Below are 17,009 nucleotides of genomic sequence, written 5' to 3' on the forward strand. Positions count from 1 at the left end.
GCGGCTGTGCAACCGGGTGGTCGCGATCGACCACGGGCGGGTCACCTACGACGGCAGCCTCGACGGGTTGCGCGCCGATCGCGATCTGGAGACCGCAGTCAAGGAGCTGTACTCCGGCGGCTCGCTGGCCGATTGAGTCAGCCCTCGGGCGCGTAGACGATGCCGCGGTTCGACGAGCGGGTGCTGGGTCCGAGGTGCACGACGTACCACTCGCCGCGCCAGGAGATCAGCGAGAAGACGCCGAACGACTTGGTCTTGCCGCCGAGCCGGTAGGTGAGGCGGGTTCCGTAGACGCGGTAGTAAGAGCCCTTGTTGTACTCGACGCCGGGCACGATCCAGACCGCCTGGGACGTCGGCACGGTCACGCCGACGAGCTGGGCGGACGAGGCCTGCGAGCCCAGCAGCGCGTGCGCGGCCTCGATGTCGAGGCGGTACCAGTCGATCAGCCGGCTCTGGTAGTCGGCAGCCGGGTTCGAGATCGCCTTGACCTGCAGGTAGGCGGTCTCGGGGAAGAAGAACGGCAGCGCGGTGGCGGGGTTGTCCGTGACGATCGCCTGCCACAGGTCCTGAACGCCGGCCTGGAACGTCGGGTCGCTCGGGCTCGGCAGGACGTGGGTCTGCGGCAGCGTGCCCGGATCGATCGACGGCGAGGGGGACGGGCTGGGCGACGCGCTGGATGGAGAAGGGGACGGCGACGGGCTCGCCGGGGCGCTCGTCGCGGGTGCGGCGCCGGTGTCGACGGCGGCCGGGCCGGACGAGCAGCCGGCGGCCAGCGCGAGCAGCGGCGCCGCCGCCCATAGCGCGCGTCTTCCCCGATTGTGTGACTTGGACCCCACGCCCGTTCCCTTCATACGCCCGATGCCGTGCCCAATGCTGTGCACAGTGTGCCCACGGGCACACCATTGTGGCGGGTTCAGCGACCGAAGGAGCGGAGGGGGAGAAATAAGCCACGCGAGAGAGGGAAGGGCGAAGGTGGCGGGGCGGTCGGCGTGGAATCAGCTTCCAGTCGAGCGGTAGTGGCGGACGGCGGTGCGCCACGCGGCCGCTGCGAGCAGGGACATGAGGAGGGCCACGACGGGAGCGGAGAAGCGCAGGAAGCCGGGCAGCCCGAACGGATCTGCCTTGCCGAGCACGTAGAGCGAGGGCTGCCAGGTCACGAATGCGAGCGGGATGGCGAACGTCAGGGTCAGCGCGAGCGGCCGGTCGAAGATCGCGAACGGGTATTCGGTGATGAGCTCGCCGCCGTAGGTGAAGATGTTCGCCGGCTCGCGCATGTCGGTGGCGAAGAACGAGATCGAGTTGGTCAGCACCCAGAGCGCGCAGTAGATGACCGCGCCGCAGACGATCGTGCTGAGGCAGACCGCCACCTTGGCGGGAGTCCACGCGATGGGGATGTGCAGGCACGCCCACACGAGGGCGGCGGTCGACGGGACGAGCTTGCCGAAGCGCTTGGGGGTGAACTGTTCGGCCAGCACCTGGGGGAGCGTGCCGACCGGGCGGATCAGCATCACGTCGAAGGTGCCGGTGCGGATCGCCTCGCTCAGCATCTCGGCGCCGCTCGCGACGACGTCGGAGATGGCGAAGGCGACCCGCGTTGTGCCGTACAGGTACAGCGTCTCGGGGAGGGTGAAGCCGCCGAGCGTGCTGACCTGGCTGTAGATCACCAGCATCGCCACGAGGTCGAGACAGGTGGACAGGGCCTGGGCGGTGGTCAAGATGATCAGCGACCCACGGTACTGCCATGCGGCGCGCGTCCACATATGGGTCAGCAGGAGGTAGGCGAGGGCGGAGGAGACAGGGGGCGTAGACGCGCCGGTCGGCGCGGCGACGGCCTCGACAGCCGGGTGCGGGTCGGGGAGTGTGTCAGCCACCTTGCACCACCGTCTTTCGGCGGGCGGCGTCTGTCACGGCGCGGCCCACCGCCAGAAGCCCGAGCGCCCACAGGGCCTGGAACTCGAGCGCGCCCGCGAAACCCGACGCATTTGTGCCGAGCAGCACGTCGATGGGCACTTGGAGGGTGCCGGACCAGGGCAGTGCGCGCGCCGTCGTGCCGAGCCACCCCGGCATCGCCACCAGCGGCATGATCATCCCGGAGAAGAACATGGAGACCACGAGGAGCAGCGAGGCGCCGCCGCGCTCGTCCAGCGTCCAGAACGCGCTGAGGCTCACCAGGTAGCGGATCGCGAAGCTGATCAACAGCGCCAGAACACAGCAGAAGGCGAATTCGATCCACCGGCGCGGGTCGGCGGGCAGGTCGGTCGGGAAGGCGAGGGTGCCGATGACGACCGGCGGCACCGTGCGCAGCAGCAGCGCGGAGAGCGCGCGCCCGACGTCGGTCGCCAGCCACCAGCCCTGGAAGTCGCACGGCCGGTAGAGGTCGATCGCGACCTCGCCGGTGCGGATGCGCGGCCCGAGTTCGGTGGCGCCGAGGAAGACGCCGATCGGCGTGATCAGGCCCTGGGTGAGGAAGACGTAGGTCACGGCGTCGGCCGCGTCATAGCCGCCGATGTGCGGCTTCTCCCGCCACATGGCGAGCAGGATGTATGCGCGGATGAAACCGAAGGCGGAGTTGGTGATGACGCCCGCGACGGTCGCGGAGCGGTAGGTCACATACCGGCGGAAGGATAATCGGGCAGCGGTCAGGTACACGAGCACGCAGCGGCTCCCGAGACCGGAAGAAGGGGGTTGGAGGATTCTTCCGGGCGAGGCGGCCGGGAGCAACCGGTTTTGGCGCGGAGCGTCAGAGCACTGACGTGATCGCGGCCTCCGCCGTCGGATGAGCGAAGGAGAAGCCTGATTCGAGCAGCCGGGCGGGCAGCACGCGCTGGCTCATCAGAATGCCCTCGGCGAACTCGCCGATCGCCAGCCTGAGCGCCCGGGCGGGCACGGCGGCGAAGGCGGGGCGGTGCAGCGCCCTGGCGAGGATCTCGGTCACCTGCCGGTTCGTGACCGGCTCCGGACCGGTCACGTTCACCGGCCCGACGAGCGAACCGGTGTCGATGACGTGGCGCAGCGCCGCGACCGTGTCGGTCAGGGAGACGCAGCTCCAGTACTGATTCCCGCTGCCCATCCGTCCGCCGAGGCCCGCGCGGGCCAGCGGGAGCAGCCGGCCGAACGCGCCGCCCTTCGCCGACACGACCAGGCCGAACCGAGGATGCGTCACCCGGACGCCGGCGTGCGCGGCGGGACGCGCCGCCCCCTCCCACGCCAGGCAGACGTCGGCGAGAAAGTCGTGGCCGGGGGCGCCGCGCTCGTCGACGGCGGTGTCTCCGGTCTCGCCGTAGTAGCCGATCGCGGATGCGGACACGAACACCGGCGGCGGACGGTCGCACCGGATCATCGTCGTGGCAAGCGTCGTCGTTCCGCGCACCCGGCTCTCCCGGATCTCCTGCTTGTACGCCTCGGTCCACCGGTGGTCGCCCACCCCGGCGCCGGCGAGACCGACCACCGCGGCGGCGCCGTTCAGCACCTTCGGGTCGAGGTCGCCGGTGCGAGGGTCCCAGCGCACCTCCGAACTGCCGTCCGGGGCCGTCTGCCGCGCGGCCCGGCGCACCAGGCGGGTGACGTGATGACCGTCGGCGAGCAGCGATGCGCTCAGCGCCCGTCCGATGAGACCGCTGGAACCGCTGATGACGACACGCATGCGATCACTGTACGACCGCGGCCAGCCGGATCTCGCGCAGGCGGTGCAGGACCTCGTTCGCGCCGCGGCCGAAGTAGTCGTGCAGGCGAAGGTACTCGGCGTAGAGCGCGTCGTAGGCGGCGGCGCGGCCGGCATCGGGGAGGTATGCGTCGCGGTCGAGCTTGCCCATCGCCAGAGCTGCGGCCGGGACGTCCGGATACGCCCCGGCCGCCACCGCGGCGTGGATGGCCGAGCCCAGTGCCGCGCCCTGGGCCGATCCGATCAGGCTCAGCGGTCGGCGCAGCACGTCGGCGTAGAGCTGCATCAGGAAGCTGTTCTTGACCAGGCCCCCGGCGGCGACGAACTCGCGCACCGGGACGCCGCTCTTCTCGAAGGACTCGACGATGACGCGGGTGCCGAACGCCGTGGCCTCCATCAGCGCCCGATAGATCTCGTGCGGCCGGGTGGCCAGCGTCAGGCCCGCGACGACGCCGGACAGGTGGTGGTCCACCAGGACCGAGCGGTTGCCGCTGTGCCAGTCCAGCGCGATGAGGCCGTGCGCGCCGACCGGCTGCGCCGCCGCCTGCTCGGTGAGCAGTTCGTGCACGGACATGCCGCGCGTGGTCGCCTCGTCCCTGACGTGCGCGGGGGCGGCCTGCTCGGCGTACCAGGCGAAGATGTCGCCGACGCCGCTCTGCCCGGCCTCGTAGCCCCACCGGCCGGCCACGATGCCGCCGTCCACGATCCCGCACATGCCCGGGACCTCGGTTAGCCGCTCGGCGTTCATCACATGGCAGGTGGAGGTGCCCATGATGGCGACCATCTGGCCGGGCGCGATGGCCTGCGCGGCGGGCGCGGTCACATGCGCGTCCACGTTGCCGACGGCCACCGCGACGCCGACCGGCAGCCCGGTCCACGCGGCCGCCTCGGTGGTCAGCGCACCGGCCCGGGCGCCCAACGGCGAGACCGGGTGGTCGAGTTTCGCGGTGAAGTCGGCGAAGCCGGGGTTCAGCGCGGCCAGGAACGCGGCCGAGGGTCGCACGCCGTCCTGCAGGATTCCCTTGTATCCGGCGGTGCAGGCATTGCGCGTCTCGACACCGGTCAGCTGCCAGGTGATCCAGTCGGCCGCCTCGATCCACCGCTCGGCGCGCCGGTAGATCTCCGGGTCCTCCTCCAGCAGTTGCAGGCCCTTGGCATACTCCCATTCGGAGGAGACGCGGCCGCCGTAGCGCGCGATCCAGGGCTCGGCCCGCTTGTGAGCCAGTGCATTGATGCGATCGGCTTGGGGCTGGGCCGCGTGGTGCTTCCACAACTTGACGTAGGCATGCGGGCGGTCACGGTATTCGGCCAGCTCACACAGGGGCGTGCCGTCGGCGAGGGTCGGCAGCACGGTGCACGCGGTGAAGTCGATTCCGACGCCGATCACCTCGGCCGCGTCCACGCCCGCGTCGGCAAGCGCGGCCGGGACGGCGCGGCGCAGCACCTCGCGGTAGTCCTCAGGATCCTGCAACGCCCAGTCGGGTGGAAGCGGCGCGGCGGTGGCGGGCAGCGCGCGCTCGATCACAGCATGCGGATATCCGTGCACCGCGGTACCGAGCTCCGCGCCGTCGGACACGCGCACGACGAGCGCCCGGCCGGACAGCGTGCCGAAGTCGATCCCGACGACGACGGCGTCAGTGGGGGACGGCTCTCTCACGGCGTCACCTTTTCGGGGGCCTCGATCGCAACGCAGGAGAACTCTAGTCCGCTGCGCACGGTTGTCGGCGCGAACGTTTCCGGTGGTCAAGGGGGCGGTCAAGGGATTGCAATCTCTCCGGAACGTACCGCGCCGGTCACCGTCGGGCACCGCTGGTGCGGTAAGTTGCCCGCGTGACGACGGGTGGAGCGTTGCCGGGACTGCTCCTCGCCGACCCTGCGACACCGCTGGCGGAGATCCGCCGCAGGATCGGCGAGCTGGAGGCCGAACAGCGGGTACGGGGAACCAGTCCGCGCCGCGCGCATCAGGCCAGGCACCAGGTCGCGCGGCACCTCGGCGACGTCGCGACCGCGCGCCGGGAACTCGAGCTCTGGCTGGCCGCGCCCCGCGACCGGACCGCCGACTGCGCGGCCTGCGAGCAGAGGATCATCGGGTCCTGGCACGCCGAGGCGGGGGACGACGGCCGGGCGTACGAGGCGTGGCGCCCGATCCTGGACGGCACGCTGCTCTGCGGCACCGAGCCGCACGGCACCCTGTCCGGCTCGCTCATCCCGCTGATCCGGCTCGGGATGCCCGACCGGGCGCGCACCAACCATCTGCGCGGCTACCGGGCCTCCCGCCGCAAGGAGCCGATGGCCGCGAACATCGGCGCGCACCTGGAATTCTGCGCGCTGACCGGCAACAGCGCGCGCGGCCTCGAACTGCTCGCCGAGCACGCCGACTGGCTCGCACCCGAACGCCGCGACCAGCCCGACGCGGATTTCCTCGCCGGAGCGGAAGTCCTGCTGCGCGTCCTCGGCGACGTCGGGCACGACGACGTGCCATTCGCCCTGCCGGGTGGGGATTTGACCTCCGTCGGCGCGCTACAGGAACGGATCGGCGCGCAGCTGACCGACCTCGCCGCCCGGTTCGACGCGCGCAACGGCAACGACGCCTACAGCACCCGGCTCCTGCGCAGACGCAGCAGGCAACCGTTTCTCAGCTCCCTGCCTTTGGCGGCCCGCGCTGACCTTCCCCCCTCGCAGCGCGGCGCCACGCGTATCTCCGCGCCGCATCCGACGCCCAAACCGGTGTCAATGGACGAATTGATCGCCCAGGCCCGGCAGCTGACCCTGCACTGGCACCCGGACGCGAACGCCGCCTGGCACCGGGTGGCGGCCGCCGCGGCCGCGCCGGGTACGCGACCGCTGCCCGACGACGTGCGCGCCGAACTCGACGAACAACTCGTCGCCGAACCCGACACCGACGAACCCGCGAACGTCCCCCGCGCGCAGCGGATGGAGGAGATCGCGGACCGCTACGAGGCACTGGGCGCGCGCGGCTCCGCGCTCCGCGTGCGCAGCCGCGCCGGGACAGTACGCTTCCGCGAGCGCGGCGGCGCCGACCTCACCGGCGCCCTCGCCGAACAGGCAACGCTGCGCACCGCCGCCGCCGAGGCGCTGGCCGACGGCCGAGTCAGCGCCCGCGAATACATGGCCGTCCGCCTCGGCAGCGGCTACCTGCGGTACTACGCCTGGACCGCGCTCGCATTCGAGCAGCAGCGCGACGAGAGCCGGGCCACCGCGGCCGCTCACGACGCGCTGGCCGAACTCGGCGACCTGGTCGGGGAATGCCGCCGTATGGGCACCTGGCTGCACGGCGCGGTCGCCGCGGGCATGGCGTCCGACGTGCATCTGGCCGCCGACGCCCCGGACGAGGCGGAGAACCTGCTGCGGCTCGCAGTGGACTGGTACGCCGCGGGCGGCTCACCGTGGTCGGCCGCGTCCTGCGAGCTGAACCTCAGTCAACTCGCACGCAACCGGGGCGACCTCGCCGCCGCGGAGCGCCTGGCCCGGTCGGCGGTCGAGCACAACCTCGACCCCTACCTGCGCGGCCCGGCGGCGATGATGCTCGCCGACGCGATCTGGTTCCAGGACGGCCGCGAGGGCGAGGCGGTGGCCCCGGCGCTCGCCGCCGCCGCGGCGTTCGGCGCGGTCGAGGGCGGCGCGCAGGACGAGGCGCGGGCCAGGCTGCGTGCCGCGGAGGCGTTCGCCGTCGTCGGCCGCCACCAGGAGGCGGTCGACCTGTTCCAGCCGGCGCTCGCGGTGCTCGACGGCCACTGGGCCGAGGAGCAGTGGAAGCCGGTCATCGTCCAGGCCGCCCGCGCCTACGGGGCCAGCCTGCTCGCGGTCGGCGAGCCGCGCCGCGCCGCTGAATTGCTGCTGGCCACCGCCGACCGGGTCAAGGACTGGCCGAATCAGGCCCCGCACGCGATGATCGCCTCCGACGCGGCCACCGCGCTCGAGCGGTCCGGGCAGTCGGCGGACGCCGCGCTCGCCTTCGAACGCGCCGCGCAGATCTGGGGCCGGATCGGCGAACCGATCGTGCGGATCAAATGCCTGCGTTCGGCCGCCTGGCTGTGCGCCGAGGACGACCTCGCCGCGGCGCTGCGGCTGATGGACACCGCGGGCGGGGAACTGGTCCGGGCCTTCGCCGCCGAGACCAACGCGGAGCGCAGCGCCGTCGCCCGGTTCGAACTCGCCGAGACGCACGTGCAACGCGGCCGCATCGTCTTCGACCTCGACGCCGAGAACGCGCTGCCCGAAGACCGTCGCGACGCCCTGCTCGGCGAAGCGTTCCAGGAGGTCACCGCGTCGATAAGCGGCCTGAGACGGATGCTCGCGCAGCAGCCCGCGGACGCCGATCCGGACGTAGGTGTCGAGGCCATACTTCCCCGCCTCGTGCAGGCCGCCGTCATCTCCGCGCAGATCGAGGCCGGGCGGTTCGGACGCGACCGCCGGGCGGCCTTCCGGCTCCGCGAGATCGCCGACACATGCGCGGCGTACGGGGGCGCCGACGCGGCGGCGGAACTGACCGCGTACGCGGCGCGTCTCGACCGCCCGGGAGGTGACTGACATGGACGCGGCCCAGATCCGAGCCGCCCTCGACGCGCTGGACGAACTGCCCTACGGCAACGAGCGCACCACGCGCCGCGAAGACCTCGTCGTCTACGCCGAGCAGTGCGGCGACCCGGCGGCCCACGCCTCCGCCCTGCTGAGCCTGGCCGACGACTGCCAGGAGACTGGCGACGACCAGGGCATGGTCGTCAACTTCGGGCGCGCCTGGCGGATCTGGCAGACCCGCCCCGAGGCGTTCGACGTCTTCCTGCGCTTCCGTTTCCGCGAGCACTTCCAGCACGTGGTCGACGTCTTGGACGAAGATGCGCGGGTGCCGAAATCCGACGTTGACCGGCTGACGGACGAGATGGAGGCGTTCTACCGGGCCGGCGGCTACAGCATGCGCGCCGTCTACCGCAGCCGCTACTGGATCTCCCGGCGGCGCGGCCTGGCCGACGACGCCACCAAGCAGGTCGAGGCGATGCTCGCCGAGGACGGCGACTCGGGAGCCTCCTGCGACGCCTGCGACCTGGCCACCGCGGCGTACTGGTACGAGAAGCAGGAGGACCTGCCGCGCGCGGTGGAGCTGTGGCGCGCGATCCTGTCCGGCGCGCGGGCCTGCGACAGCCGCCACCACGTCGCGGTCGCGCACGGCGAGGTGATGATCGACCTGCTGAACCTCGAGCGGTTCGACGAGGCGCGCCGCCACCACGAGGCCGGGTATCCGCTGATCCGGCGCAACCGCGACCTGCCCCGGCAGCTCGAACTGCACGCGCTCTACGTCAACCGCACCCGCAGTGTGCTGCGCGGCCTGGAGATCCTGCACGACCACGTCGACTGGCTCCCGGCCGACGCGGACGCGGTCGGCGGGCTGTGGTGGGTGTGCGGCAGATTCCTGCTCTTCCTCAAACTGCTGATGAACGCCGGAATGGCCGACCTGCCGGTGACCCGCCCCGGCGGCGAGGTACTGACGGCCGCGGCGCTGCACGCAGAACTCGACGCGGTGCTCGCCGAGTACGCCGCCCGCAAGGACCGCGAGGGGTTCGGCACCGAGCACACCGAGACCCTGGAAACCTGGCGGGGGGCGAAGATCCGGCACGACGTGCTGCCGCCGCGCTCCGCCGCCGAAGCCGAGGCGGACCTGCCGCCGATCGCCGCGCCGTGGGCCGACGAAGGCAACGCGGACGCACTGGCCGCCCGCGCCCGATACCTCAGTTATCTGTCACATCCGCACGCCTTCGCCGCCTGGGAACGCGTCGCGGCCGTCGCCCCGCCGCCGGCGGCAGACTCCCCCGACGCCACACCGACGCTCCTCGAAGCCGAGCTCGCCGAGCACCGGATCTGGGTGGCCGCGGCGCGCCGGGATTGGGCAGCCGCCGCGCGGTGGATCTCCGACGCGATGGCCAAGTACGTCGACCTCGGCCGCCTCGACCACGCGCTGCGGATGTGGTCCGAGACGATCACTCTGGCCACCCGCGCGGACGGGGACGAGGAAGCCGCCCTGGCCCAGCACGCCAAGGCGCGCGACCAGGCCGCCGCGGCGTTCGCCTCCGGCCGGATCACCGGCGCCCAGCGCGTCCGGGTCCACCTGCCCGGCCTGCTGCTGAAACTCGAGCGGTGGCGCCGGGCCATCGACGCGGAACCCGACGTGGATCCCGAACACGGCAAGCGGGTCGCGGAGGAGGGCGCGCGCGACGACGCGGAGTTCGGCGAACTGGCCACCGAGCACGAGGCGCTGCCCGAATACGGACGCGGAGTGCGCGCCTGGACCGAGGTGACCGCCGCGCTACGCCGCATGTTCGGCCGGGACGGCGACGCGGACGAGGAAGCCGCCTACGAGCAGAAGGTGGCCGAGCGGCTCGGCGACGTCGTCGGCCTCTTCGACAGCCTGCACCTGCCCTGGCTGGCGGCCGAGGCGGAGCTGGCGCGCGGCCGGGCGCTGCTCGCGGCGGGCCGCGCGCACGAGGACTCCGCACTGCTCGCGCAAGCCGAAGACGCCGCCCGCGCCTCGCGAGCACGAAGCGACGGTATCGCAGACGTCGAGGGCGCGACGGCGCTGCTGCTCGCCGAGGCCATCGCGGCCCGGGAACAATACGCCGACGCCCGAACCCCGCAGCGCGAGGAAGAAGCGCTCGCCGCCGCGACCGAGGCGGCGCTGCTGCTCGCCGGCGTCGATCCGGTGGGCTGCGCACGGGCTCGGCTGCTGATCGCCGAGGCGCACTACCGCGCTGAGCGGCACGCCACCGCGGAGAACCTTTTCGGCCCCGCCCTCGACGAGATCCGCGAACGCTGGACCGGCGAGGACTGCCGCCTGGCGATCTACACCGGCGCCCGGCACCACGCGGAGTGCCTGCGCGCGCTCGACCGGCCACGCGACGCCGTCGAGTTGCTGAAGCCCACCCTGGACATCGTGCCCGAGGGGTACCCGACCGCGCGCTCGTTCATGTGGTACGAACTCGCCTTCTGCTACGAGGCATGCGACGAGCCCAACGCCGCTGTGCGAAGCTTCATCGCGGCGGCCGACGCCAGCCGGGAAGCCGGTAACGCCGATCCGCGGTACGTCGCGCTCAAGCACGCCGCGCGGGTCATCGCGCCGACGAACATCGAGGCGGCGTTCGACTACCTCGACCGCGCGGCGGCCGCGGCGGCCGAGATCGCAGAGCCCGAACTCGCCCGCCGCGTCAGATACCTGATGGCCGAGGCCGCGTCGCTGAAGCTGAACTTCCTGGTGGCCCAGATCGAGGCCAAGGCGATCCCGGACGAGCGCGCCGACGCGCTGCTGCCGCCCGCGCGGTCCGCCGCCGAGAACGCGCTCGGCGAGCTGCGCGCCCTGCTCGACACCCCCGACCCGGCAGACGACCGGGAGGAATACGTCACCGCGATGGAGCGGGCGCTCAAACCGCTCACCCTCGTCATGCTCGTGATCGCCGGGGAACCGGTGACCGCCGCGCAGCTGCAGGCCTCCTTCGCGGCCGACTGCGAGCGGTGGGGCTTCCCGCAGTTCGCGCAGGTCGCCGAGAGCAACGCCCGCTATGCCGAGGAGCAGTCCGGGTGATCCGCTGGACCTACGCCTTCATCGACCGGCCGCGGCCCGGCTTCGACCGGGCCGCAGCCTTCTGGACGGCGGTCACGCAGACACACCTGTCGTCTCGCCGAGGTGAGGATGACGAGTTCGCGACGTTCATCCCCGCCGCCCCGCACGACGCATGCCTGAAACTGCAAGGTGTCGTTGAGGGCAGCGGCGCACACCTGGATCTCGCGTACGAACACGTCGAACCCCAGGTTGAAAGGATCGCCGCGCTCGGCGCCCGGGTCCTCGTCCAGATCGAGGGCTTCGCCGTGCTCAGCTCGCCCGCGGGATTGCCGTTCTGCCTGGTCACCTGGGTCGGCGAGCAGGCGCGCCCGGACGTGGTCACCCATCCCGGCGGTGCGACCAGCCGCGTCGACCAGGTGTGCCTGGACATCGGTCCCTCGGAGTACGACGTCGAGGCGGACTTCTGGCACGCGGTCACCGGGTGGGAGCGGCTGCGCGGCTCGCTGCCCGAGTTCGAGGTGCTCAAGCCCGCCGCCTCCCTGCCGATCCGCATCCTGCTCCAGCGCCTCGGCGAGGACCGCCGCGCCGGCGCCCACCTCGATCTGGCATGCTCCGACGCGGACAAGGTGAGGGAAGTCCACGAGGCACACGGTGCCCACACGGTAGGCCGCGGCGCGCACTGGATAGTGATGACCGACCCGGCCGATGGTGTCTACTGCCTGACCGCACGCGACCCGAGAACCGGGTCGCGGCCTGTGTCGTCCTAGTAGCAGGGTGATAACTGTGGAAGCCGACGTCCTGTCTTCACAGCGGCCGCCGGAAGTCGACGATCCGCCGCGCCGCCTGCCTCGGCCGCGGGCGCTCGTGACGGCCGCGGCGGTCAGCGCGGCCGTGATCGCGTGCTTCGTGCTGTGCCTGGCCCAGTCCTTCACCTCGTCGGTCAACTCGGACACCGCGGGCATCGCCCTCCAGGGCTGGGACCTCTGGCACGGTAATCCGCTGCTGCACGGCTGGTACGCCTCCGACGCGCCCTTCTATACGCTCGAGACGCCCCTCAACGCCCTGGTCCAGATGGTGATGGGGCTCAATGCGACGACACTGCACGTGGTCAGCGCGATCACCTACACGATGGTCATCGTCGCAGCCGCCTGGCTCGCCGCGTCAGGCGCACGCGGGGCGGCTGCGTACGCGCGGGCGGGCCTGGCCGCGGCGCTGCTGGCGGTGCCGCTGTGCGCGGGCGACCTGGCCGGGCTGCTCCTGGAGACGCCTAATCACATCGGCACCAGCGTGTTCCTGCTCCTGGCGTTCCTCATCTACAGCAGGGTCCCGGGACGGCGCGCCGCGTTCGGTCTGCTCGCGCTTCTGGTCGTCGGACAGATCGGCGACGCGACAGTGCGCTACGTCGCGGTGACCACGCTCGTCGCGGTCACGCTCGTGCGGATGCTCGCGGCACGGCGCCTGGTGATTCCGGAGACGTGGGCGGGCGTGGCGGCCGCGGCATCAGTGCCCTGCGCCATCGGCGTCCGGGCGGTGATGCGGTCCCTGGGCGCCTTTTCGATGATTCACCCCGCCACGCAGATCGCGCCGGCCGGCCAATGGCTCAACCACCTCGGCGCCACCGGTGAATCGCTGATCCGCCTGTTCAACATCGACGTCTCCGACCCGATCCACGTCACCCCGGGCTGGCTGGCCGGCCAGATCCTCGGCGGCGCCGCGCTGCTGGCCGGGGCGTACGGCCTGTGCCGGACCGCCTGGAGGTGGCGCCGCGGGGACGCCGCGGACCAGTTGCTCGCCGTCTCGGTCCTGATCTACCCGGCCACCTATGCGTTCTCCACCATGGTCCGCCCCGGCTCGCACGGGGCCTATGAGTTCGTGGGCGTGCTGCCGCTGATCGCGGTCCTCGCCGCCAGGAACCTGCCCATGCCATCGCGCGGCGGGCATCGCGCGCTGGCATGGACGAGTATTGCGACAGCGGTGGCCCTGCTGCTGTCCGGCGTCTTCAAACCGGCGGACGTGACCCGTTCCGAGCACCTGGCCGCCTGGCTGAAGGCGCACGGCTTCCGCTACGGCATCTCAGGCTACTGGGACGCGACTTCCACGACTGCCGACTCGGGCAATGCCGTCGGCGTGCGAGCCGTGATCAACATCGGCGGCCAGTACGCCATCTATCCGTGGGTGACGAACGGATCCTGGTACGACCCGGCCCGTTACGACGCGAACTTCGTCATCGCCGACAACGGATCGCCCGGCATCACCGTCGCGGACGTGGAGAAGATCTACGGCGTCCCCGCCGCGCAGTACCCGGTCGTGAACCGAATGATCCTCGTCTACCACGTCAACCTGTTCAAAACGCTGAACGTGCCCCCGCACCCCGACTACTAAAACCGGCCCTTCGCGCCCTTTACATGTGCACTGCGGGCGCGGTGTTGGGGTCCACCTGCTTCACGCCCGGACGCAGAAGCGTCCCGCAGATCAGCGCGCCGACCGCGAAGATGCCCGCGGACCACCAGAACGCGGTGGCGTAGCTGTGGATCTGGGCCTGCACGAGCACGTTCGCGGTCGGACGGCGGCCAACCAGGTAGCTGGTCGCTGCAGAGGCGGCGAGGGTGTTGAGCAGCGCCGTGCCGATCGAGCCGCCGATCTGCTGCATCGTGTTGACGGTCGCGGAGGCCACACCCGCGTCGCTCGCGTCCACGCCGGAGGTGGCGGTGTTCATCGCGGGGGCCATCACCAGGCCGATGCCGACGCCGACTGCCAGCAGCGGGCCGAGAATGTTGGCCGCGTACGCGCTGTGCGGACTGATCCCGGTCAGCCACGCCATACCGCCAGCGGCGACCAGCATGCCGGGTCCGGCCAGCCAGCGGGCGCCCACGCGCGGCAGCAGCTGGGTGGTCGCGATCGTGGCGGCGACCATCAGCACGCCGACCATCGGCAGGAACGCCAGGCCCGTCCGGACCGGCGAGTACCCGAGCGTGGCCTGCAGGTAGTAGGTCAGGAAGAGGAAGACCCCGAACATGCCCGCGCCGGTGATGAAGACGGCCAGGAAGGAGCCGCCGCGGTCGCGGTCGAGCAGGACGCGCAGCGGGAGCAGCGGGTGCGGGGCGCGGGTCTGCCACCAGGCGAACGCCGCCACGAGCACGCCGCCCGCGACGAGGTAACCCCAGGTGGCCGGGGCGTGCCAGCCGTGCGACTCGGCGTTGGAGAACCCGTAGACCAAGCCGAACAGGCCGGCCGAGACGACGACCGTCCCGGGCAGGTCCAGCTTGGGGCGGTGCTCGGACGCGCGCGAGTGGATCAGGGTGATCGTGCCGATGAACGCGAACACCACGAAGATCAGGTTCACGAACAGGGTCCAGCGCCAGTTGAAGTACTCGGTCAGCAGGCCGCCGACCAGCAGCCCGATCGCCGCGCCGGAGCCGGCGATCCCGCCGAACACGGCGAACGCGGTGGCCCGCTCCTTCGCGTCGGTGAAGGTGGTCGTCAGCAGGGAGAGCGCGGCCGGGGCGAGCAGTGCGCCTGCCATGCCCTGAAGCGCGCGGGCGGTGACCAGGACGGCGAAGTTGGGCGCGAACCCGCCCATCATCGAGGCGAGGGCGAAGAGGGTGAGGCCGATCAGGAACGTCCTGCGCTGGCCGATCAGGTCGGTCAGCCGTCCGCAGAAGAGCAGCAGGCTGCCGAAAGCGAGCGAATACGCGGTGACGATCCACTGCCGGTCGCCGTTGGTGAAGGCCAGCGCCTTCTGCGCGTCGGGCAGCGCGATGTTCACGATGGAGACGTCCAGCACGATCATCAGCTGGGCGATGCCGATGACGGCGAGGATCAGCCAGCGGCGGGCATAGTGCGGGGCCGCGTGCTGGTCATGCGGTGCGGGTGCGGGCGGCGCGGCCGCCGGGGTGCGCCCCGGGGCCAGGCCGCTACCCGGGTTCAATGTCGTCTCGGTCATCCCGTTCATCCCATATCTGGAGGACTTCTCTCCGGTTACCGGATGAGCGTATCATCGAATTGGAGGACTAATCTCCGCTTGTCCTGTGCGTTAGGTTTGACCTCATGACTCAGCGAACTTCCACGCCGCGCCCCCTGCGCCGCGACGCCGAACTCAACCGGCAGCGGATCATGGCCGCGGCGCGCGAGGTGTTCGCGCAGCGCGGTCTCGACGCGACGCTCGACGACATCGCCCACCACGCGGGCCTCGGTGTGGGAACCGTCTACCGGCGCTTCCCGAACAAGACGGCGCTGGTGGACGCGCTGTTCGAAGAGACGTTCCATCAGTTGCTCGACCTGGTCGAGGAGGCGGGGCGGGCCGCCGACGCGTGGGCTGGGTTGCGCGGGCTGATAGTCCAGCTCTGCGAGATGCAGGTCCAGGATCGGGGCCTGCGCGAGGTGATGCTCAGCAGCGCGGAGGGCCGCAGCAAGTCCGACCGGATGCGGGACATGTTCAAGCCGACGATCGACGGGCTGGTCGAGCGGGCGAAGACCGAGGGGCCGCTGCGCTCCGACTTCGACCCGCACGACTTCCCGATGGTGCTGCTCATGGTCACCTCGGCCGCGGAGTACGGCCAGTACGGGGGACCGGACGTCTGGCGCAGATACCTGACGATGTTCTTCGACGGGCTCTGCGAACGGCGCGACAAGCCCACACCGCTGCCCGCTCCCGCGATGTGCGACGACGAGATCGAGCAGGCGATGCAGAACTGGCCGCCGACCCGCCGCAGCTAGAGCCGGAGCGGCGCGGACCAGGTCGCCTTCACGGAGGCGGACCTCACCGCGCCAGATTCGGCCGCTTGAATGACGTGCGGCGGCATGCGGATGAATCTCGTCCGCTGTCGGATCGCGGCGCGGGGAACACGGGCACCTCTTACTGCGGAACTCGAGGGGGGTTCGCCTGGAAGAGGTCGATAGTGCACAGGAAGACCGTCCGCTGGATCGCCGCGCTCACCCTCGCCGGAACCGGCGTCCTCGCCTCGGCGACCGCCGCCTCGGCCGCCGTCGCCACCCCGCACCGTGCGCCACGTGAGGGGGTCTCGCCCGCCACCTGCACGGCACTGGCCACCGACGTCTCGGCCACGCTGGCCGACCTGACCAAGAAGCTGGCGTCGGCCAATGCCGACCCGTCGGGCGCGATGACTGTCGCGGCCGACCTGGCGAGGTTGCTCGGCGCGGCGCAGGCGCTGGGTTGCCCGGCCACCGCCGCGCCAGCCGCTCCCGCCCCGACCGCCGGCTCCGTTCCCGGTGCGAGCAACCTCGCCGGCGCCATCGGCTCGATTCCGGGTGCGGGCACGGCATCCGGCGCTCTCGGCACACCCTCGCACTAATCCACCGCCGCTTCACGCATCCACGCCGCTTTACGCATCCAACGCACGCCGATCGCGTCAGCCCGCCGCCGGGTTGACGCGATCGTGCTTTCACGCCCCGACAGACCAGTCCATACACTGATCCGATGCCGCCTGAACCGCTGCCCTCCGACGACCTGCGCGTCACCCCGAGCGTCGTCATCCCCGCGTACGAGCTGTCGTGGCGCTTCTCCCGCAGCTCCGGACCCGGCGGCCAGGGGGTCAATACCACCGACAGCCGAGTCGAGCTCGTCTTCGACCTCGCCGCGTCCGAAGCCCTGCCGCCGGAGCTCAAGAACCGTGCTCTCGGCCGCCTCGCCGGTCGCCTCACCGGCGGCCGGATCACGGTCGCGGCCTCCGAATTCCGCTCCCAGCTGCGCAACCGGCAGGCCGCCCGGGACCGGCTCGCCGCGCTGCTCGCCGAGGCCGTCGCCCCGCCGCCGCGCGCTCG

13 protein-coding genes are annotated in these 17,009 nt (G+C 71.6%); 7 read left to right on the forward strand and 6 right to left on the reverse strand.

What is annotated here, in order from left to right:
* Nucleotides 1-137: 137 nt before the first annotated feature.
* From VGZ32_RS07830 to araB, 5 genes are all read right to left on the reverse strand, one after another.
* Nucleotides 138-836, reverse strand: coding sequence for a hypothetical protein (locus tag VGZ32_RS07830; RefSeq protein WP_326885196.1), 699 nt, complete (start codon nucleotides 834-836; stop codon nucleotides 138-140).
* 159 nt (nucleotides 837-995) lie between these two features.
* Complete coding sequence (locus tag VGZ32_RS07835; RefSeq protein WP_326885197.1) at nucleotides 996-1,871, reverse strand: ABC transporter permease; 876 nt, start codon at nucleotides 1,869-1,871, stop codon at nucleotides 996-998.
* Nucleotides 1,864-2,610, reverse strand: coding sequence for an ABC transporter permease (locus VGZ32_RS07840; RefSeq protein ID WP_326885198.1), 747 nt, complete (start codon nucleotides 2,608-2,610; stop codon nucleotides 1,864-1,866). The genes VGZ32_RS07835 and VGZ32_RS07840 overlap by 8 nt, the downstream gene beginning before the upstream one ends.
* Before the next feature lie 130 nt (nucleotides 2,611-2,740).
* Entirely contained in the window at nucleotides 2,741-3,643 is a 903-nt protein-coding gene (locus VGZ32_RS07845) for a TIGR01777 family oxidoreductase (RefSeq protein ID WP_326885199.1), read from the reverse strand.
* Nucleotides 3,644-3,647: 4 nt separating this feature from the next.
* Nucleotides 3,648-5,318: a ribulokinase gene (araB, locus tag VGZ32_RS07850; protein ID WP_326885200.1), complete on the reverse strand. Its 1,671-nt coding sequence runs from the start codon at nucleotides 5,316-5,318 to the stop codon at nucleotides 3,648-3,650.
* Nucleotides 5,319-5,491: 173 nt separating this feature from the next.
* On the opposite strand from araB, the gene VGZ32_RS07855 reads away from it, so the two are divergent.
* From VGZ32_RS07855 to VGZ32_RS07870, 4 genes are read left to right on the forward strand one after another with little or no spacing between them, the layout of a single operon-like run.
* Complete coding sequence (locus VGZ32_RS07855; RefSeq protein ID WP_326885201.1) at nucleotides 5,492-8,212, forward strand: hypothetical protein; 2,721 nt, start codon at nucleotides 5,492-5,494, stop codon at nucleotides 8,210-8,212.
* Between the two features lies 1 nt (nucleotide 8,213).
* A complete protein-coding gene (locus VGZ32_RS07860; protein ID WP_326885202.1) occupies nucleotides 8,214-11,249 on the forward strand; it encodes a hypothetical protein in 3,036 nt (1,011 codons plus the stop codon).
* Entirely contained in the window at nucleotides 11,246-11,995 is a 750-nt protein-coding gene (locus VGZ32_RS07865) for a VOC family protein (protein ID WP_326885203.1), read from the forward strand. Before VGZ32_RS07860 ends, VGZ32_RS07865 begins: the two co-directional genes overlap by 4 nt.
* Nucleotides 11,996-12,011: 16 nt before the next feature.
* Nucleotides 12,012-13,610, forward strand: a complete 1,599-nt coding sequence (locus VGZ32_RS07870) for a hypothetical protein (RefSeq protein ID WP_326885204.1) — start codon at nucleotides 12,012-12,014, stop codon at nucleotides 13,608-13,610.
* Nucleotides 13,611-13,629: 19 nt separating this feature from the next.
* On the opposite strand, the gene VGZ32_RS07875 is transcribed toward VGZ32_RS07870, so the two are convergent.
* On the reverse strand, nucleotides 13,630-15,171 hold the full coding sequence (locus tag VGZ32_RS07875) for an MFS transporter (protein ID WP_326885205.1): 1,542 nt from the start codon (nucleotides 15,169-15,171) through the stop codon (nucleotides 13,630-13,632).
* Between the two features lie 104 nt (nucleotides 15,172-15,275).
* Between VGZ32_RS07875 and VGZ32_RS07880 the strand changes: the two genes are divergently transcribed.
* From VGZ32_RS07880 to arfB, 3 genes are all read left to right on the forward strand, one after another.
* Nucleotides 15,276-15,944 carry a TetR/AcrR family transcriptional regulator gene (locus tag VGZ32_RS07880; RefSeq protein WP_326885206.1) on the forward strand — a complete coding sequence of 223 codons (669 nt, stop codon included), beginning with the start codon at nucleotides 15,276-15,278 and terminating at the stop codon, nucleotides 15,942-15,944.
* Between the two features lie 182 nt (nucleotides 15,945-16,126).
* The gene (locus VGZ32_RS07885) at nucleotides 16,127-16,540 is read left to right on the forward strand and encodes a hypothetical protein (protein ID WP_326885207.1); all 414 of its coding nucleotides are present in this window, start codon (nucleotides 16,127-16,129) and stop codon (nucleotides 16,538-16,540) included.
* A gap of 125 nt (nucleotides 16,541-16,665) precedes the next feature.
* A partial coding sequence (arfB, locus tag VGZ32_RS07890; protein WP_326885208.1) for an alternative ribosome rescue aminoacyl-tRNA hydrolase ArfB occupies nucleotides 16,666-17,009 on the forward strand: 344 nt, incomplete at its 3' end.

Origin of the sequence: Actinocrinis sp., from assembly GCF_035938995.1 — a bacterium.
Lineage (GTDB): Bacteria > Actinomycetota > Actinomycetes > Streptomycetales > Catenulisporaceae > DASZGI01.